20 protein-coding genes, 1 tRNA gene and 1 riboswitch are annotated in these 18359 nt (G+C 69.5%); of the genes, 14 read left to right on the forward strand and 7 right to left on the reverse strand.

Annotated elements, in window-relative coordinates; genetic code table 11:
* The first annotated feature begins 11 nt into the window (after positions 1 to 11).
* Together OG905_RS25315 and rdgB are read left to right on the forward strand one after the other, a co-directional pair.
* Positions 12 to 395 (forward strand): hypothetical protein, encoded by a 384-nt coding sequence (locus OG905_RS25315; protein ID WP_328677481.1) that lies wholly within the window; start codon positions 12 to 14, stop codon positions 393 to 395.
* A 32-nt stretch (positions 396 to 427) separates the two neighbouring features.
* Positions 428 to 1030, forward strand: a complete 603-nt coding sequence (gene rdgB, locus OG905_RS25320; protein WP_328677483.1) for an RdgB/HAM1 family non-canonical purine NTP pyrophosphatase — start codon at positions 428 to 430, stop codon at positions 1028 to 1030.
* Between the two features lie 61 nt (positions 1031 to 1091).
* Here rdgB and OG905_RS25325 read toward each other — a convergent pair.
* Positions 1092 to 1176, reverse strand: a tRNA-Leu gene (locus OG905_RS25325).
* Between the two features lie 724 nt (positions 1177 to 1900).
* Complete coding sequence (gene bcp / locus OG905_RS25330; protein ID WP_324978129.1) at positions 1901 to 2368, reverse strand: thioredoxin-dependent thiol peroxidase; 468 nt, start codon at positions 2366 to 2368, stop codon at positions 1901 to 1903.
* 140 nt (positions 2369 to 2508) lie between these two features.
* On the opposite strand from bcp, the gene OG905_RS25335 reads away from it, so the two are divergent.
* The 3 genes from OG905_RS25335 (at position 2509) to OG905_RS25345 (ending at position 3705) form a co-directional block, all read left to right on the forward strand.
* Complete coding sequence (locus tag OG905_RS25335; protein ID WP_328677487.1) at positions 2509 to 2829, forward strand: DUF3618 domain-containing protein; 321 nt, start codon at positions 2509 to 2511, stop codon at positions 2827 to 2829.
* A gap of 43 nt (positions 2830 to 2872) precedes the next feature.
* The gene (locus tag OG905_RS25340) at positions 2873 to 3229 is read left to right on the forward strand and encodes a GroES family chaperonin (RefSeq protein ID WP_324978127.1); all 357 of its coding nucleotides are present in this window, start codon (positions 2873 to 2875) and stop codon (positions 3227 to 3229) included.
* A gap of 59 nt (positions 3230 to 3288) precedes the next feature.
* Positions 3289 to 3353, forward strand: a riboswitch (guanidine-III (ykkC-III) riboswitch).
* A gap of 31 nt (positions 3354 to 3384) precedes the next feature.
* On the forward strand, positions 3385 to 3705 hold the full coding sequence (locus OG905_RS25345) for a DMT family transporter (RefSeq protein ID WP_328677490.1): 321 nt from the start codon (positions 3385 to 3387) through the stop codon (positions 3703 to 3705).
* Here OG905_RS25345 and OG905_RS25350 read toward each other — a convergent pair.
* Complete coding sequence (locus OG905_RS25350) at positions 3699 to 6104, reverse strand: transglycosylase domain-containing protein (protein ID WP_328677492.1); 2406 nt, start codon at positions 6102 to 6104, stop codon at positions 3699 to 3701. The genes OG905_RS25345 and OG905_RS25350 overlap by 7 nt on opposite strands.
* Positions 6105 to 6232: 128 nt before the next feature.
* Here OG905_RS25350 and OG905_RS25355 point away from each other — a divergent pair, with 128 nt between their 5' ends.
* The 4 genes from OG905_RS25355 to OG905_RS25370 all read left to right on the forward strand — a co-directional run bounded on the left by OG905_RS25355 (position 6233) and on the right by OG905_RS25370 (position 9605).
* On the forward strand, positions 6233 to 7033 hold the full coding sequence (locus tag OG905_RS25355; protein ID WP_328677494.1) for an ABC transporter permease: 801 nt from the start codon (positions 6233 to 6235) through the stop codon (positions 7031 to 7033).
* Positions 7034 to 7052: 19 nt separating this feature from the next.
* Positions 7053 to 7829: an ABC transporter permease gene (locus OG905_RS25360; protein WP_328682592.1), complete on the forward strand. Its 777-nt coding sequence runs from the start codon at positions 7053 to 7055 to the stop codon at positions 7827 to 7829.
* A gap of 6 nt (positions 7830 to 7835) precedes the next feature.
* Entirely contained in the window at positions 7836 to 8795 is a 960-nt protein-coding gene (locus tag OG905_RS25365; RefSeq protein WP_328677496.1) for an ABC transporter ATP-binding protein, read from the forward strand.
* 141 nt (positions 8796 to 8936) lie between these two features.
* Positions 8937 to 9605, forward strand: a complete 669-nt coding sequence (locus OG905_RS25370) for a DUF1707 SHOCT-like domain-containing protein (protein WP_328682594.1) — start codon at positions 8937 to 8939, stop codon at positions 9603 to 9605.
* Between the two features lie 152 nt (positions 9606 to 9757).
* On the opposite strand, the gene OG905_RS25375 is transcribed toward OG905_RS25370, so the two are convergent.
* The gene (locus tag OG905_RS25375) at positions 9758 to 10999 is read right to left on the reverse strand and encodes an SGNH/GDSL hydrolase family protein (RefSeq protein WP_328677498.1); all 1242 of its coding nucleotides are present in this window, start codon (positions 10997 to 10999) and stop codon (positions 9758 to 9760) included.
* 99 nt (positions 11000 to 11098) lie between these two features.
* On the opposite strand from OG905_RS25375, the gene OG905_RS25380 reads away from it, so the two are divergent.
* Positions 11099 to 12484, forward strand: coding sequence for a DUF445 domain-containing protein (locus OG905_RS25380; protein WP_328677500.1), 1386 nt, complete (start codon positions 11099 to 11101; stop codon positions 12482 to 12484).
* Between the two features lie 94 nt (positions 12485 to 12578).
* Here OG905_RS25380 and OG905_RS25385 read toward each other — a convergent pair whose 3' ends face one another.
* Positions 12579 to 13532, reverse strand: a complete 954-nt coding sequence (locus tag OG905_RS25385; RefSeq protein ID WP_328677501.1) for a CHRD domain-containing protein — start codon at positions 13530 to 13532, stop codon at positions 12579 to 12581.
* A gap of 184 nt (positions 13533 to 13716) precedes the next feature.
* Between OG905_RS25385 and OG905_RS25390 the strand changes: the two genes are divergently transcribed.
* Complete coding sequence (locus OG905_RS25390; protein ID WP_328677503.1) at positions 13717 to 14208, forward strand: COG4315 family predicted lipoprotein; 492 nt, start codon at positions 13717 to 13719, stop codon at positions 14206 to 14208.
* A gap of 164 nt (positions 14209 to 14372) precedes the next feature.
* Here OG905_RS25390 and OG905_RS25395 read toward each other — a convergent pair whose 3' ends face one another.
* Positions 14373 to 15134, reverse strand: coding sequence for an excalibur calcium-binding domain-containing protein (locus OG905_RS25395; RefSeq protein WP_328677505.1), 762 nt, complete (start codon positions 15132 to 15134; stop codon positions 14373 to 14375).
* A gap of 388 nt (positions 15135 to 15522) precedes the next feature.
* On the opposite strand from OG905_RS25395, the gene OG905_RS25400 reads away from it, so the two are divergent.
* Complete coding sequence (locus OG905_RS25400; protein WP_328677507.1) at positions 15523 to 15741, forward strand: ATP-binding protein; 219 nt, start codon at positions 15523 to 15525, stop codon at positions 15739 to 15741.
* Positions 15742 to 15796: 55 nt separating this feature from the next.
* Entirely contained in the window at positions 15797 to 16924 is a 1128-nt protein-coding gene (locus tag OG905_RS25405; RefSeq protein WP_328677509.1) for a lipid II:glycine glycyltransferase FemX, read from the forward strand.
* Between the two features lie 113 nt (positions 16925 to 17037).
* Here the strand turns inward: OG905_RS25405 and pyrF are convergent, their stop codons facing one another.
* Positions 17038 to 17904 carry an orotidine-5'-phosphate decarboxylase gene (gene pyrF, locus OG905_RS25410; protein ID WP_328677511.1) on the reverse strand — a complete coding sequence of 289 codons (867 nt, stop codon included), beginning with the start codon at positions 17902 to 17904 and terminating at the stop codon, positions 17038 to 17040.
* A gap of 55 nt (positions 17905 to 17959) precedes the next feature.
* On the opposite strand from pyrF, the gene OG905_RS25415 reads away from it, so the two are divergent.
* Positions 17960 to 18295: a hypothetical protein gene (locus OG905_RS25415; RefSeq protein ID WP_328677513.1), complete on the forward strand. Its 336-nt coding sequence runs from the start codon at positions 17960 to 17962 to the stop codon at positions 18293 to 18295.
* Positions 18296 to 18359: the final 64 nt, after the last annotated feature.

Here is an 18359-nt window from a genome sequence, read left to right on the forward strand (position 1 = left end):
AGGACCGTTCCATGCCTGCGCGCCGCCGCATAGCAATCACGCTCGCCACAGCCGCACTGCTGGTACCGATCACGGTCGGCTGCAGCGCCATCGACAAGGCACTCGACTGCGTCGAGACCGCCGACGCCATCGCCACCAGCGTCGACAAGCTCCAGCAGGCAGTCTCGACCGCAGCCGACGACCCGACGCAGGCCAAGGAAGCGCTCGACGACATCGACCGGGAACTGAAGAACCTCAGCGACAAGACCGACAACGCCGACCTGAGCAAGGCCGTCGACAATCTGGGCACAGGCGTCGACAACGTCCGCAAGTCGATCGAGAACGGCGACAGCACCCCGGACATCAAGCCCGTCACCGACGCGGCGGGCGAGATCGGCAAGGTCTGCACATCCTGATAAAGGGTCCGCGAGCCCGGATAATCAGGAGCATGACCCGACTGATCCTCGCCACTCGCAACACCGGGAAAATCACCGAACTCAAGGCCATCCTCGCCGACGCGGGCCTCACCCACGAACTCGTCGGCGCGGACGCCTATCCCGAAATTCCCGACGTCAAGGAAACGGGCGTCACCTTCGTCGAGAACGCGCTGCTCAAGGCGCACACCCTCGCCCAGGCCACCGGCTTTGCGGCCGTCGCCGACGACTCCGGCCTCTGCGTCGACGTCCTCGGCGGCGCGCCCGGCATCTTCTCCGCCCGCTGGGCCGGCCGCCACGGCGACGACCGAGCAAATCTCACCCTGCTCCTGGACCAGCTCTCCGACATCGACGAACTTCACCGCGGCGCCCACTTCGCGTGCGCGGCGGCCCTTGCTCTGCCCGACGGTACGGAACGTGTCGTCGAGGGCCGCCTGCGCGGCACCCTGCGCTACGCCCCCGAGGGCTCGGGCGGCTTCGGCTACGACCCGATCCTGCAGCCGGAGGGCGACACGCGCACCTGCGCCGAACTGACCCCTGAGGAGAAGAACGCGATCAGCCACCGGGGACAGGCGTTTCGGGCGCTGGTCCCGGTGGTGCGGGAGCTCTTGGGCTGACACCCCGCGACGGGGTATGCCGAAGGCCCGGACTCTGAGTCTGGGCCTTCGGCTAAAGGTGTGCGGCCGGTGGGACTCGAACCCACACGGGTATAAACCCACTGGGACCTAAACCCAGCTCGTCTCGCCAGTTCCGACACGGCCGCCGGCCGACAGCCATCGTACCGGGCTGCCGGATGTGGCGGAGGGTGCCCTGCCTCTATGGGACAGGACGCTCCTTCGTGCGGTTTCGACACCACGTGTCGGTCAAGGCGTGGCAGTTGGGGCAGAGGTAGCGGAGGTTTTCGGCCCGATTGTCGAGCCAGTCGCCGCTCACGTGGTCGATCTGAAGCGTGATCGGCTGACCGAGCCATTCGCCCGTGTTCCCACACGACGTGCACCGGTATGGGACGCCGGACTCTTGGAGCGCCCGGTGGAGACGGGAGCGATTTGTGCGAGGCGAACCCTCGGGCAGAACGATGAGGGTGTCCGTCGCGACCGGCTTCGGTTCGTGCGTCCGTATCGTTCCCCATGTGCGTCGCTTGAAGTGGCCTGTGTCGAGGCCGAGTTGAGTCACTCTCCGGCGTATGCGACGGTGGTTTGTGTCGTTCACGGGAAGGCCGAGGGTGCGCATGACGTCGGCGTAACTGGCGGCTACGGGCACTGCCTCGCGCAAGGCTGCCTCTGGGATTGTCAGCCGCGCATTGCGGAAATGAGCGGTGTTGATGCCCCGTTCCCTCAGCATCCTGCCGAGCGCCGCGCGCGACCGACTGTCGTCGGGTACGCCGAGTTCGCGGGCCACGCCGCGAATGGGCTTATCGGATGGTCACGTCCGAAATACGGAACGGCCCGCACCGCCATCGATGCGAGCCGTTCGGGGAGCCGCGAGTCCTAGATGCCGAGGTCCTTGATGATCTTGGCGACGTGGCCGGTCGCCTTGACGTTGTACAGGGCGCGCTCGACCTTGCCCTCCTCGTCGACGATCACCGTCGATCGGATGACGCCGGTCACCGTCTTGCCGTACAGCTTCTTCTCGCCGAAGGCGCCGTACGCCTCCAGCGTCTCCTTGGACGGGTCGCCGACCAGCGTGACCTTCAGGGACTCCTTCTCACGGAACTTCGCCAGCTTCTCCGGCTTGTCCGGGGACACGCCGATCACGTCGTAGCCCGCACCCGCCAGCAGCTCCAGGTTGTCCGTGAAATCGCAGGCCTGCTTGGTGCAGCCGGGGGTCAGGGCGGCCGGGTAGAAGTAGACGATGACCTTGCGGCCCTTGTGGTCCGCGAGCGAGACCTCGTTGCCGTCCGCGTCGGGCAGCGTGAAGTCGGGGGCGGTGTCGCCGGGCTGGAGTCGCTCGCTCATGGTTCTCCTCGAAAGACGTGCTCGGGGTGAGGTGAGGGTGTACGCCGTCGAGCGTAATAGGGGTGCCGTGGGGTGCGGGGGCTGCCGAGCTGACAGACTGTCGACGAAGGACCAACGGAAACGACGACGGAGGCAGCGCGGTGTCGGATGCCAGGACCCCTGCGCAGATCGAGGCGGACATCGTCCGCCGGCGCGAGCAGCTCGCCGAGATGCTCGACGAGATCGGCGTACGGGTGCACCCGAAGACGGTCATCGGCGATGCCAGGGCCAGGCTTGCATCGACCGTGGACCAGACGGCGGGCCGCGCCGTCGTCGCGGTGAACCGCACGGTGTCCGACATCAAGGCACAGTTCGTCAAGGAGGACGGGGCCCCGCGGCTGGAGCGCCTGGTGCCGGTGGCACTGGTGGCCGTGGGAATCGTGGGGCTGCTCGCGGTGTCGGCGAGAAGGCGCCGGGGGTGACCCTCGGGCGTACGGAACGCTCCCGGGCAGGTAGGTTCGACTCGTGAGCGCCAAGAGCCATGACCCCAGCACCACCCATGACAAGCTGCCGATCCGGATGCTGCACGACCGCGTGCTGGTCAGGACCGACATTCCGGAGGGGGAGCGGCGTTCCAGCGGCGGCATCGTCATTCCGGCGACCGCGGCGGTCGGCCGGCGACTGGCCTGGGCCGAGGTGGTCGCCGTCGGGCAGAACGTCCGCACCGTGGAGCCGGGCGACCGGGTGCTGTACGACCCCGAGGACCGCGCCGAGGTCGAGGTGCGGGGCGTCGCGTACGTGCTGATGCGCGAGCGCGATCTGCACGCCGTGGCCGCGGACCGTTTCCAGGGCTCCGAGGACTCCACCGGGCTGTATCTCTGAGCGGCAGCTGTACGTAGAGCGAAGGGCTGGTGGCACAGGTCACCAGCCCTTCTGTCTGCCCTTTGCTACCGTGGGAGCACCCGACGAGACGCGCCGTACCGGGTTGCCGCAAAGACGACGCACCGCCCGAAGTTCCGCGTCTCGGAGGTGCCGTCATGGCCTGGGTCCTGCTTGTTGTCGCCGGTCTGCTCGAGGTCGGCTGGTCGATCGGAATGAAGTTCACCGAGGGGTTCACCCGGCTGTGGCCGAGCGTGTTCACCGGTCTCGGGATCATCGCCAGCATGATGCTGCTGTCGCACGCCGCCAGGAGCCTGCCGATCGGCACGGCGTACGGCGTCTGGGTCGGCATCGGCGCGGCCGGTGCCGCCGTGGTCGGCATGGTCGCGATGAACGAGCCCGCGACCGCGGCCCGGATCTTCTTCGTCTGTCTGCTGCTGGTCGCGGTGGTCGGCCTCAAGGCGACGTCGGGTCACTGACGGCTGGGCGTGGGTTTGCTGCCCCCGGCCCCGGCCCCGCCCCCGTCCGCCGTCCCGCCGCCCGTGTCGGTCCCGCCGATGATTCCGCCGGTCGTCGTGCCCCCGTCCGTCGTCCCTCCGGTGGTCGTGCCCCCGTCGGTGGTTCCTCCGTCCACTGTCCCGCCGTCCGTCTGCCCGCCGGTCGTGGTGCCGCCGTCGTCCGTGCCGCCGTCCGTCTGGCCGCCGTCGGTCTGCCCCTGGTCCTGCCCTTGCGTCTGGCCCTGGTCCTGGCCCTGCGTGTCGCCGGGGGGCAGGCTCGGCGGGCTGGAGCTCGGCGCCTGCGAGGGCTCGGCCGGGGGCTCCGAGTCCACCGGGGGCTCGACCTCCTCCGCGCCTTCCTGCAGCTCCAGGTCGAACTCCTCGATGTCGGAGTCCTCCAGCGCGAGCCCGGTGAACTGGCCCCAGATCTTCGCCGGCGCCCCGCCGCCGTTGATCCGTGGCAGACCCAGCGCCCCGTACAGCGGCTTGTGCGCCCCGGTGGCCGGGTCCTGTCCCATCACCGCGACCACCGTCGCCAGGTCCGGGGTGTAGCCCGCGAACCAGGCAGCCTGGTCCTCCTCCGCCGTGCCGGTCTTGCCGGCGGCCGGGCGGCCCGCGGACTGGGCTTCGGTGCCCGTGCCGCCGTCGACCACGCTCTGCAGGATCGAGGTCGTCGTGTCGGCGGCGTCCCGGCTGACGGCCTGTTCGGGCTCCCCCTTGGGCAGCTGGACGTCGACGCCGTCCTTGGTGACCTTCTCGACCAGGGTGTACGTGCCGTGCCTGCCGTGGTTGGCGAGCGTCGCGTACGCCTCGGTCATGTCGAGGACGCTGGCGGTCGCGGGACCGAGCGCGATGGAGGGCGAGGCGTTCAGGTCCGGGGTGGTCGCGGGGATCCCCAGGGCGATCGCCGTCTTCCTGACCCTGGCGGGCCCGACGTCCATGGCCATCTGCGCGTACACCGCGTTGACGGACCTGTCGGTGGCGGTGCGGACGGTGATGGGGCCGTACGAGACGTCGTCCTCGTTGGCGGGGGCGTACGGCTTTCCGCTCCACCCCTGGACGGGGCGCCTGTTGGTGCCGTCGTAGACCGTGTTGGGGGTGATGCGCCCGCCGTCCTGGGTGTCGGAGTCGTGCGCGACGGCGGAGGTGAAGACGAACGGCTTGAAGGTGGAGCCGACTTGGTAGTCGCGGCGGGTCGCGTTGTTGACGTACTGCTTGGTGTAGTCGACGCCGCCGTACATGGCGAGGACCTTGCCGGTGGCCGGGTCGATGGAGGCGCCGCCTACCCGGACATTGCGGTCGGCCTTGCGGTCCGGGTCGAGTTTGGACATCACCTGGTCGTCGACCGCCTCCTTGAAGGCGTTCTGCTTGTCGCGCTCCAGCGTGGTGGTGATCCGGTAGCCGCCGGTGGCCAGGGTGTTCTCATCGATGATCTTGGCGTTGGTGAGGTAGTCCTCGACGGCCTGGACGATATAGCCGCGCTGGCCCGAAAGCCCGGTCGCGGGCTTCGCCGTCTGCGGCACCGGGAACTTCACGGCCGCGCGCTCGGCGGGGCTGAGCCACTTCTTTTTGACCATGCCGTCGAGGGTGTAGTTCCAGCGGGCGAGCGCGGCGGCCCGGTTCTCCGGATGCGTGGCGACGTCGTACACGCTCGGGGCGTTGAGCAGAGATGCGAGATAGGCGCCCTCCGCCGTGTCGATGTCCGCGATGTCCTTGCCGTAGTACGCCTGGGCGGCGGCCTGGATGCCATACGCGTTGCGTCCGAAGTAACTGGTGTTGAGATAGCCCTCGAGGATGTCGCCCTTGCTCTCCTCGCGCCCCAGCTTGATCGCGATGAAGAACTCCTTCCACTTCCGCGAGATCGTCTGCTCCTGGCCCAGGTAGTAGTTCTTGACGTACTGCTGGGTGATGGTGGAGCCGGACTGCCTGCCCTTGCCGGTCAGGGTGTTCCAGGCGGCGCGGACCATCGCCTTGGGGTCGACGGCGCGCTCGGAGTAGAAGTCCCGGTCCTCGGCGGCCAGTACGGCCCGCTGCGCGGTCAGCGGGACCTGCGCGAGGCTCACGTTCTCGCGGTTGACCTCGCCGTCGCGGACGATCTGCGTGCCGTCCTTGTAGAGATACACATTGGACTGGGCGGTGGCTGTGGCGTTGGCGGACGGGATGTCGACGAGCATGTAGCCGGCCAGGAAGCCGCCGATCAGCAGCAGCGCGACGAGCAGGACCGCGCCGAGCACCATCCGCCAGGTGGGGATGACGCGGCGCCAGCCGGTGCGCCCGGGACGGGTCTTGGATCCCTTCTTCTCCGGCGCGGGACCGGGACCCGGTCCGGCGACGGTCGCGTCCCGGGGTGTCCAGCCCTGCTGCTGCGGCTCGTCACTCATAGGCCCATACTGCCCTTTTGGGTGGGTTATCCATCGCAGCCCGGACCTCCGGCGTAAAAGCCGTCGCGGCGGCCACGGCGCTGGGCTAGGGTCGTGCGCTTTGGTGCCTTCACGCGGAGGGAGTCCAGGTGCGGCTGTACGCGGCCGTTGCGGCGGGCGGCTTCCGGCGCCATGCGACGTACCGGATGGCCACGGCGGCGGGGGTGTTCACGAACACCGTCTTCGGCTTCATCCTGGCGTACACCTATCAAGCCCTCTGGGACGAGCGGCCCCACCTGGGTGGTTACGACATGCCCGAGGCGCTCGCCTATGTGTGGATCGGCCAGGCGCTGCTGGCCACCGCGGGGCTGATGGGCGGCGGCTTCGAGGACGAGCTGATCGAGCGGATCAAGACGGGCGACATCGCCATCGACCTCTACCGGCCAGTCGACCTCCAACTGTGGTGGTTCTCGGCCAACTTGGGGCGCGCCGCCTTCCATCTGCTCGGGCGCGGCGTGGTGCCGATGATCGTCGGCGCGCTCGCCTTCGACCTCGCGCTGCCGTCCAGGCTGCTCACCTGGCCGGCCTTTCTCCTGTCGGTGGCGCTGGGCGTGACCGTCAGCTTCGCGGTCTGGTACCTGGTGGCGCTGAGCGCGTTCTGGACGATGGACGGTGCCGGTACGGCCCAGATCGCATGGCTCGCGGGCATGTTCTTCTCCGGGATGCTGCTGCCGCTGACCGTCTTCCCCGGCGCTCTGGGCGAGGTCGCGCGTGCGCTGCCCTGGGCGTCGATGCTCCAGGTCCCGGCGGATGTCTTCCTGGAGAAGCGCACGGGGTGGGGGCTGGTGCAGGCATACACGTTCCAGCTCGGCTGGGCGGTCGTCCTGCTGGCCGCGGGGCGGCTCGTGCAGTCCACGGCAACCCGGAGGGTGGTGGTGCAGGGTGGGTGAGTCCTGGCGTACGTACCGGATGATCGCGGCGATGTGGATGCGCTCCACGATGACGTACCGCTTCTCCTTCGTGATGACCCTCTTCTCCAACTTCACCGCGACGATCTTCGACTTCGTGGTCATCGTGCTGATGTTCAGCCAGGTGGACGGCCTCGGGGGCTTCTCCTTCGCCGAGGTGGCCTTCCTGTACGGCACCACCAGCACCGCCTTCGGTCTCGCTGACCTGGCGATGGGGCAGGTCAACAGGCTGGGGAGGCGGGTGCGGGACGGGACGCTCGACACGCTCCTCGTACGGCCGGTGCCGGTGCTTGCGCAGGTGGCGGCGGACCGGTTCGCGCTGCGCCGCCTCGGACGGATCAGCCAGGGGCTGCTTGTGCTGATCTGGTCGCTGGTGATCCTCGACGTGGAGTGGACGGCCGTGAAGGTGGCGATGATGCCGCTGATGGTGGTCTGCGGCTCGCTGATCTTCTCGGCGGTGATGGTGGCGGGTGCGTCCTTCCAGTTCTGGGCGCAGGACGCGTCGGAGGTCACCAACTCCTTCACGTACGGCGGCAATACGCTGCTGCAGTACCCGCCGACGATATTCGCGCAGGACCTGGTGCGCGGGGTCGTCTACGTCGTACCGCTGGCCTTCGTCAACTGGCTGCCCGCGCTGTACGTCCTGGGCCGCGACGCTCCGGCCGGTGTGCCGGGCTGGACGGCCTTCGTGTCACCGTTCGTCGCCGCGGCCTGCTGTCTGCTCGCCGCACTCGCATGGCGGACGGCCCTTCGTTCGTACCGCAGCACGGGGAGCTGAGAGCGCATGGACTTCATCGAGCTGGACGGCGTCGAGAAGGTCTTCGACGTACGCCGCAAGGCGGGCAGGCTGCGGCGCGAGAAGCACCAGGTGCGCGCGGTCGACGGGATCAGCTTCCGGGTGCCGCGCGGCGAGATGGTCGGCTACATCGGCCCCAACGGCGCCGGAAAGTCCACCACCATCAAGATGCTGACGGGCATCCTGACCCCCAGCGGCGGGCGGCTGCGGGTCGCGGGCATTGACCCGTCCCGCGAGCGCACGCGCCTCGCGCAGCGCATCGGCGTGGTCTTCGGGCAGCGCACGACCCTGTGGTGGGACCTGCCGCTCAAGGACTCGTACCGCCTGGTGCACCGGATGTACCGGATCCCCGACAAGCGCTTCCGCGAGAACCTCGACCGCTGTGTCGAACTCCTCGATCTGGCCGAGCTGTTGGACGTGCCCGTACGGCAGCTCTCGCTCGGCCAGCGGATGCGCGGCGACATCGCGGCGGCTCTGCTGCACGACCCCGAGGTGCTGTATCTGGACGAGCCGACCATCGGGCTCGACGTGATCTCCAAGGCGAAGGTCCGCGACTTCCTGCGCGACCTCAACGCCGAGCGGGAGACGACGGTGCTGCTCACGACGCACGACTTCACCGACATCGAGCAGCTGTGCAAGCGTGTGATGGTCATCGACCACGGGCGGCTGATGTATGACGGGGCGCTCGCCGGACTCCACGAGGTGGGGGAGAGCGAGCGCACGCTGGTGGTGGACCTGGAACGCGAACTGCCGCCGATCGTCACGGACTTGGCCCGTACGGTGAAGATCGAGGGCCCCCGGCAGTGGCTCGCGTTCCCCGCGTCCCAGTCCGCGGCCCCGCTGGTGGCCGCGCTCGCCGACAAGTATCCGCTGGTGGATCTGTCGGTACGGGAGCCGGACATCGAGGCCGTGATCGCCAAGATGTACGCGGAGCGCTCCGGGCTCTAGGGGGTGTCTTCGGATCTTGCCGGGCTCGCGTGCCCTGGCACGCTCCCTGATCCGGCCTGATCCAAAAGACACCCCTTGGCCCCGGCGCTGCGACCGGGGGCCGGTGCTGGATATTCTTCCCGCATGAGCGAACTCCCTGAGATGCGCGCCTCAGACGCCGAGCGTGAGCGGATTGCCGAGCGGCTGCGAGAGGCGGTGGCGGAGGGCAGGCTCGACATGGAGGAGTTCGGGCAGCGCCTGGACGCGGCCTACACGGCACGTACGCACGGTGAGCTGGAGCCCCTGGTCAGTGACCTCCCGCTGACGGGCACGACCCCGGCCGCACCGTTGGCGGCCACCGGCTCGGGCAACTGGGCCCAGCGCGTGGGCGGCCCGCCCACGTCAAAGGGTGCGTTCGCCTTCTGGGGCGGCTTCGGGCGCAAGGGCACCTGGACGGTGGCCCGGAAGTTCACCACCTTCGCGATGATGGGCGGCGGCGAACTCGACCTGCGCGAGGCCCGCTTCGAGGACCGGGTGACCGTGATCCGCTGCTTCGCGATCATGGGCGGGGTCAGCATCGTCGTACCGCCCGACCTGAACGTCGAGGTCAACGGCATCGGCTTCATGGGCGGCTTCGCCGAAGAGGGTGAGGGCAACCCGGACCCGTCGGCGCCCCGCGTGGTCATCTCGGGCTTCGCGCTGATGGGCGGCGTGGGGGTCGAGCGCAAGCGCACGAAGGCGGAGAAGCAGCGGCTCAAGCTGGAACGGGAAGAGGAAAAGCGGGCCCGCCTGGAGAAGGACGAGAAGGGCGACCGCAAGGAACTGGGCTGAGCTTCTTCAGCCTCGCCGGCGTTTGAGGCGCGGGGTCTGGGGCGGAGCCCCAGTTACGGGAAGGGGCGGGGTGGGGGAAACCCCAGCGGTGCGCGGGACCGCCCGAGCCACAGGCGCACCCCCGCCAGAAGTGCCACCCCGCGAGGCCCCCGTCACAGCCCCGCCAAATCCACCGCGCCGCCCATCCGCGCATACCCCGCATCGCTCGGATGCACATGATCCCCGCTGTCATACACGGCCCGCAGCCGCCCCCGCGCGTACGGATCCCGCATCACCCGGTCGAAGTCCACGACCCCGTCGAAGACCCCACCCCCACGCACCAACGCGTTGACCTCGTCCCGTACGGCCTGGACCGAGTGCGTACACCCCCGGTACCCGCCGCACGGCAGCAGCGTCGCCCCGAGGACCCTCAGCCCGCGCGCGTGCGCCCGGCGCGTGAGTTCGGCGAGCCCCGCCGTGATCCGGTCGGCTGTCGCCGTGCGCGGCGCGTGCATCAGGTCGTTGATGCCGATCGCGACGATCACCGTCTTCACCCCCGGCCGCGCGAGCACATCGCGGTCGAAGCGGGCGAGCGCAGTGGGACCGCGGCCCCCTTCGAGAAGGCGGTTGCCGCTGATACCGGCGTTGAGCACGCCGTAGCGGGGCGCGCCCCGCCGGCCCAGCCGGTCGGCGAGGACGTCCGGCCAGCGCCGGTTCGCGTCGGCCGTCGCCGTGGCCCCGTCGGTGATCGAGTCGCCGATCGCGATGACCGCGCCGTCCGCCTCCCGGGTCAGCACGTCAACCGCGGTGACGTGCTGCCAGGCGTGGATCCGCGAGGTGTACGCCTCCCCGCCGACGTCCCGCGTACGGTCGCCTTCCGCGACGTACGACGTCTGCCGCGCCCGCGGATGGACGGTGACGGGCCCGCCGGGCGTGGCGATGCTGACGAGGAGGTCCCCGTCGTACGGGATCTCCAGCACGACGGGATCGCTGACGGACTGCCCGCCGGGCGCGATGGTGACCCCGCGCAGACCGTGGAAGGTCACCTGCCGCAGGCTGCCGGGCACGGCGTCCGCGCCACTGCCCGCGCGCAGGGCGAGCGAGACCTGCGCGACGGTGAGCGGGCGGCGCCCCAGGAGGTTGGAGAGGGTGAGGCGGGCGGCGGTCCCGCCGATGCTGGTGTGCACCACATTGCGTACGGAGCGGGCCCCGCGCTCTCTCTGGTCGGCCCCCGCCGCGGCCTCGACGGGCGGCGCCGACCACGTCCCGACCCAGACCGCGGCCCGGGCGGCGGAGGGCGTCCGGGCCGCGGCGCGACCCTGCAGGGCTCCGACGCCGACGTATATCGCGCCGCTGATCAGGAGGACCACGGCGGTGAGGGCTGCGAGGCTCGCATACCCGCGTCGCTTGTGCATGAGCACATCATGGGACATGTCGCGGGAACTCGAAATGCGTCCCGGGAGTACCTGAGGTAGGGACATTGCGTACGGGGCGCGCGCGGACGGGTGGAGCGTATGGAACGCACAGAGCCGGAACGTACAGATCCGGGACGTTCAGATCCGGAACGCACGGAACCGAAGGCTATAGAAGGCGCCGGGCCTGGCGGGGACCGCCCCCGCCCCCGCACGCCGCTCCCCTCCTTCGCGTACACCGCTGCCGACGCGGAGAAGATGCGCGGCGTCCGCCGGATGAAGACGACGGCGACCGGCGCGCTCGTGTTCGTCGCGCTGATCTTCGCCCTCGCCACCTGGGCGAAGAACTCCGGCGCGGGCCCCTGGGCCGGATATGTCGCCGCCGCGGCCGAGGCGGGCATGGTCGGCGCCATGGCCGACTGGTTCGCGGTCACCGCGCTCTTCCGGTATCCGCTGGGCCTGCCCATTCCGCACACCGCGATCATCCCGAACAAGAAGGACCAGCTCGGTACCACGCTCGGATCCTTCGTAGGCGAGAACTTCCTCTCCGCGGGCGTCGTACGGGAGCGCCTGCACGCCCTCGGCATCGGGCGCCGCTTCGGAGCCTGGCTGGCCGAGCCCGCCCACGCCGACCGGGTCACCGCCGAGCTGTCCACCGCACTGCGCGGTGCGCTCACCGTGCTGCGCGACTCCGACGTCCAGGCCGTCGTCGGCGAGGCGATCACCCGCCGCGCCGACAGCGCGGAGGTCGCCCCCGGCATCGGCAAGACGTTGGAGAAGGTCGTCGCCGACGGCGCCCACCACCGCGCCGTCGACCTGATCTGCGCCCGCGCCCACGACTGGCTGGTCCTCCACTCGGACTCGGTGATGGACGCGGTCGAGGGCGGAGCGCCGGGCTGGACCCCGCGTTTCGTGGACCGGAAGGTCGGCGAGCGGGTCTACAAGGAGTTGCTGCGCTTCGTCACGGAGATGCGGGACATGCCCGCCCACCCCGCTCGCGGCGCGATCGACCGCTTCCTGACCGACTTCGCGGCGGACCTCCAGTCGGACACGGACACCCGGACGCGGGTGGAGCGGATGAAGTCGGATCTGCTCTCGCGTTCGGAGGTACAGGACGTGATCGCGTCGGCCTGGTCCTCCGTACGCACCATGATCATCTCGGCGGCCGAGGACGACCGCAGCGAGCTGCGGCTGCGCGCCCGCGCCTCCCTGCTGTCGCTGGGCGCGCGGCTCGCGACGGACGGCCGCCTGCAGTCGAAGGTGGACGGCTGGATGGAGGACGCGGCCGTGTATGTGGTGACCACGTACCGCGCCGAGATCACCTCGCTGATCTCCGAGACCGTCGCCGGCTGGGACGCTGAGCACACCTCGCGCAAGATCGAGGCGCACATCGGCCGCGACCTGCAGTTCATCCGGATCAACGGCACGGTGGTCGGCGCGCTGGCCGGGCTCCTCATCTACACCGTGGCACACGCGCTGGGCGCGTGACCGATCCCTGCCGTACGGCCACGCGCTCAGCGACCTGGGGGAGGTGCTGAGGAGTACGTACGGCAGGGCGCACGTGTTCAGCGGGGGCAGCGGCTCAGTGGAAGAGCTGCCCGCGCACCGCGCCGTCGGGGAACTCGGAGGTGTGGATGTTGGAGTAGTAGTTGCTGGGGTTGGCGCGGACGCGCTTCACGACCTCGGGGTTCTGGCCCTCGATCTTCCCGGAGACGGCCAAGATCCCGTCCGGCACGGGCCGGTTGAGGAGGTCGAAGACGACGTCACCGTTCTTGCCGAACGCACCCTTGTGGATATGGCCCTTGGCGGGGGCCTTGATGTTGACCCAGGCCAGCGAGTAGCCGACGGACGTGCCCTTGGGCTGCAGGAAGGTGATGGCGTGCCCGTCCGGGTCGCCGACCTTGGACGTGTCGTTCTTCGGGACTTCCTGGTCGCCGTTGGACAGGGCCCGCAGCTTGCCGCCCTTGATGATGTCGAGCGGGTTGATGTTCTTGTGCAGCGGCTTCAGCTGCCCTCGTACGGCTCCGCCCGGGAACTCGGCGCTGTGCAGATTCACGTAGAACCCGCCGGGGTTGTGACGGATGCTGTCGGCCAGCTTGGCGTCGGTCAGGGCGACCTGCCCGGCCGCCGAGTTCACGGAGTCGGGCATCGCGGTAGTGAAGAGCGGAACCTTCACGGCGCCGTTCTTCCCGGCGGCGCCCTCGTGGATGTGCCCGAGGCTCGGAGTGAACCCCTTCCACTGCAGGGCGAAGGTGACGCGGTCACCCTTCACCTTGACGAGGGCGACGGCCTTGCCGTCGGGGTCGTTCACGGCGGGGCCACCCTGGACGGGCACCTCGTTGGTGCCGGAGAGCTGGGCGGCGAAGGTGAGGGCGCGCCCGCTGGAGGGCTTGGTGAAGGTGCCGGCGCTGCCGCCGGCGTTGCTGCTGGAGCCGCCGTCGTGGCCGCCATGTCCGCCGTGCGCGACCGCCGGAGTAACACCGGCAACACCAAGCACAATTGCGGCTGCGGTAACAGCGAGATAACGCTTCTGCATTGTTTTCGTCCTCCCGTTGGACCCGGCACCTTCTTGGGCCGGTCGCGATGAAGTACGCGCCTCCCGCTTGCCTTGTTCAATGGGAAATTTCTTTTAATTCGCTTGAACCGCCGGTCAGTTGCCGCCGTACAACCCGGCGTAGGCACCACCTACTCACACCCACACAACAACCGGGGGAACAACCATGCGCACCACCCGACCCAAGGCCCTGCTCGCGGCACCGCTCGTCTCGGCGGCACTGCTGACCCTGGCAGCCTGCGGCGGCTCCACCGACTCGTCGGACGACGGCGGCGCGAAGCCTGCGGCCAAGCCCGCGAAGACCGTCTCGGTCAAGACGGCGGACTCGGAACTCGGCAAGATCCTGGTCGACGATTCGGGCCGTACGCTGTACGGATTCACCAAGGACAAGCCCGGCGCCAGCAAGTGCGACGCCGACTGCATCGCAGTCTGGCCCGCGCTCACGTCGTCGAAGGACGTCAAGTCCGGGTCGGGTACGGAGGCCGCCCTGCTGAAGGAGACGAAGCTCGGCGAGGGCGCGGAACAGGCCGTGTACGGGGACTGGCCGCTGTACTACTACGTGGGCGACGCGACGCCCGGTGACGTGAACGGGCAGGGCCTGGACGGCGAGTGGTTCGTGATCGCGGCGGACGGCAAGCTGATCAAGAAGGCGGCGTGAAGTTCTTACGGTTTGAGGAATTCACGCGTCCTTCATAAAAGGGTCTCTCTCCCTTATCGATTTCCGTTCCTCAACCTCTTCGCTTGCCCCACCGATAAACCTGCGGCGGCCGTGTCCACTTCCCGGCCGCCGCAGTCGTGTTGCTCTCCTTGTTCTGCCGGATGTCACTCGCAGCCGACGCCGTCACCGTCGCGGTCGAGATGCCGCCCGTACCCGGGTTCCCCGGCATGGATGGGCGCGGCGCCCGCGGCGCGTACGGCGGCGCAGTTGTCGTAGTACGTACTCCCGCCGCCACCTCCGGTGCTGCCCCCGGTGCTCCCTCCGGTGGAACCGCCGCTTCCCCCGCTGCCCCCGCTCCAGGACTCGCAGCCGACCCCGTCCCCGTCCCGGTCGAGGTGCGGCCCGTAGCCCGGCTCCCCCTCGTGAATGGGATCGGCGCCGGCGGCCCGTACGGCATCGCAATTGGCGTACGAGACCGCGGGCTTCGGGGGCTTGGGCCTCGGCGTCGGCGTGGGCTTGGCCACGGTGATCCGCACGACGGCGGTTCCGGTCAGGCTCTGCCCGGCCACGTCGACGCGGTAGGTGAACTCGTCGTCGCCGCCGTACCCCGGGCCGGAGGTGTACGTGATGGTGTGCCCGTCGACCGTGGCGCTCCCGTGCGTGGGCGCGGTGTCCACGGAGACGGTGAACTGTCCTGCGGTCAGGGCGGTTTCAACCTTCCCGGTCGTACCGTCCTTGAGGGTGACGCTGTCGTTGCCCAGCACCTTCACCTCGATCGCCTTCCCCGCGTCGGCGCTCTCCTGATCGTCGACGAGCCCGAGGGCGGCCTGGACGGACGGCGTGGGCGCCGCGGAGGTGGTCGTGGCCGCGAGGGGTTTCGCCGCCCCCTGGCTGTCGCCCCCGCACCCCACGACCCCCATGGCCATGACCACCGCTCCGGCGACTAACGCGAAGCGCCTGTCTGCGCCTGTACTACCTATCCCTGACATGTGCCCCCCAAGGCATATGGATCCGAACCGAGGGTGCTGAGCATGACATTCCGGTTTGGTCGGCCGAGGCGATTGCGGAATCCTGTATCGCACTTGTGATGAAGATGTGCGTACTCCGGTCGGAACTGACCGGAGTACGCGCCTAACCGATCGACCACGGTCGAAGAATGCTACGAACTGCTCAACGGGAGACAGCCTCGCGCCGCCCCGGGACCCGACGCCACCGGCGCCCGACCGCCGCGTTCACCGACGCGCTGCGCCGCCCGCTGCCACGCCAACCCGGGCAGGATCGCGGTGGACGTGGCGGTGATGCTCGCCGACGGCGGTGAAGCAGCCGGGACCGCGCAAGCTGCCGGAAGGCGGAGTTCAGGTGTACGTCGGCGGCCGTTCGCCTGTACGGCCGGTCTGGTACACCGAGCCCGACTGGGATACGGAGAGCGGGCGGGGCATCTTCCTGATCGCGTTTGTGGCGGACCTGTGGGACGTCACGCCCAGGAACGGCGGCAAGCGGGTGTGGGCACAGTTCACTGCCGTGAACTCTTGACCCGTCCGGTGATCCCGGGCTTAGGGTGGCCGCCCCGAGCAGGAGCACCCTACCCATGACCAGCCTGTACGTGCGGGAGATCACGCGCGAGGAGCATCTGGCCCACCTGCGGCTGTCTCCCGACGCGAGCCATCTCCAGATCCCCGAGTGGGGCGGCGTGAAGCCCGACTGGCTGCCGGAGAGCGTCGGCTGGTTCGAGGGCGAGGCGATGGTTGCGGCGGCGCTCGTCCTGTACCGGCCGCTGCCCGGGACGCGGCGCTTCCTCGCGTATCTTCCCGACGGACCCGCGATCGACTGGCGGACCCCTCGTCTGGAGCGATGGCTGGACCCGCTCGTCGCCCATCTGGAGCGGATCGGGGCGTTCTCGGTACGGATCGGGCCGCCCCTGGTCGTACGTCACTGGGACGCGGCCACCGTGACGGCGGGCATCGCCGCCCCCGACGTACGTCATCTGCACGATCTGCCTGCGGCCGGCATCGACGGATTCGCGCTCGACGCCGCAGAGCGGCTGCGGCGGCTCGGGTGGCGGCCGTGCGAGGAGGACGACGGCAGCGGTTTCGGCCTCGGTCAGCCGCGCTACGGCTGCCATATCCCGTTGGCGGGGCGCTCGGTGGACGACCTTCGCGGCGCCCTCGCACCGCATTGGGAACAGTCCTTGCGCACGGCCGAGACGGCAGGCGTCCGTGTCTCGTGGGGCTCGGCCTCCGACCTGCCCGAGTTCTACCGCCTGTACACCGCGACCGCTGCCCACGACGGCTTCAAGGCCCGCCCGTTGGACTACTTCCGGCGCATGTGGAAGGCCCTGAACGCCGAGGACGACGACCGGCTCCGCCTCTACCTCGCCCAGTACGACGGCGAGGTGCTCTCCGCCGCCCTCATGATCAGCGTCGGCTCCCGAGTCTGGCACTCGTACGCCGCATCCGGCCGCCAAGGGCGTCAACTGCGGCCCAGCAGCGCGCTGTTGTGGCGCATGCTGTGTGACGCACGGGCGGCGGGCGCGGAGACTTACGACCTGCGCTCCATCACTCCCGCCCTCACCGAGGACCGCCTGCTCGGCCGACTCAGCTTCAAGACGGGGACCGGCGGCCGGGCCGTGGAGTACCTCGGGGAGTGGGAACTGCCGGTGGGCAGCCAGGGCAAGGTGCTGCAGCGGGCGTTGGGGGTCTATCTCGGGCGCAGGTGACCCTGGCCGCAGCGGTCGTCGTCGACACCGATCCCTGTCACGGACATGCAGAGCATCGCGGCCTTCGTCGAGGTTGGCGCCGCCCGATCGCCCAAACTGGCGATCGCTTGCGGTCAGATACCGAGGTTGGCGTGGACAAGTCGCAGCGCGGCTACGGGATCCGCGGCGCGGGTGACCGCTCGGCCCACGACGACATGTGACGCACCAGCGGCGATGGCAGCACGCGGCGTGCCCGGCCGGGCGTGCTCGGTCGGCGATTCTCCGGGAAGCGTGACTCCCGGCGTGACGATCAGAGTGCGGGGACCCAGCGCCTCACGCAGCGGCCCGGCCTCCTGCGGCGATGCGATCACGCCGTGGCAACCGGCGTGCTGCGCCAGCCGGGCCAGCCGCAGCACCTGCGCCTCGGCCGAATCGTTGACGCCGATGTCGGCGAGGTCGGAGTTGGTCATGCTGGTGACAACGGTCAGGGCAAGAACGCGAAGGTGTGGAAAGTCGCGGGCCGCTGCGACAGCGGCGCCCATGATGCCGCTGCCGCCCATGCTGTGCACGGTCACCATGGACGCGCCCAGCGCTCCTGCAGCACGGACAGCACCGGCGACGGAGTTGGGAATCTCGAAGAGCTTCAGGTCCAGAAACACGTCCTTGCCCTGGGCAACGAGGTGCTCGACGAGGTCAGGCCCGGCCGCAGTGAGCAGTTCCATCCCGACCTTGTAGAAACGGCAGTCATCACCAAGGCGGTCGACGATCTCGGCAGCCGCTCGACGGTTGTCGAAATCCAAGGCAACGATGACGCGACTGGTTGGCTCCACGGCGCCATTGTCGCCCACCGTGCGTGTCAACTCGTAGGCGGCCTGCCCTGTCGGGAGCCTCCGGATGAGCTCCGGCCGGCCATATTCGCCCAGTTCACGAGCACCATCAACACGGAACTGCCCAACGCGGCCACCGATCTGCGCATCCGCCCAGCATGCCGCCGGTCCCACCCGCCCTGAACGATCGCTCGGAGGAGAGGTGGGGCCGGCCTGGCAGCATGAGCGCGTGCTGCCCCCACGCCTGCTCTGGCGAGACCCGCGCCCGATCCCTCGCCTCGACCCACAGGAGCCGGTCACAGTCATCTGCGATCCCGCGTTCCATGAGCCGCGCGATGACGATGACTGCACGGTGTTCTCGTACGCCTGCCTTTCCCACGAGCAGCCCTACAGGCGCGGGGCGTGCGGGGCCGGTCCGCACCTCATCGCGCTGGAGTGCACGGTTCACGGCCTGGAGACCATGTGGCCTCAGCCCGGCATGATGCTGTTCCCAGCGGGCTTCACCCCGCCGCTGAGCGCTGAACAGTTCGCCGAGATCCAGGCTGCGTGGGGCGAGGCCCTCTGACTCACTACCGGCGGGCTGGGCAGCGCAGCCGTTCCTGAACGTCCCTGCGGCGGCACGCGGCATG

It is taken from the genome of Streptomyces sp. NBC_00322, from assembly GCF_036147535.1.
Taxonomy (GTDB): domain Bacteria; phylum Actinomycetota; class Actinomycetes; order Streptomycetales; family Streptomycetaceae; genus Streptomyces.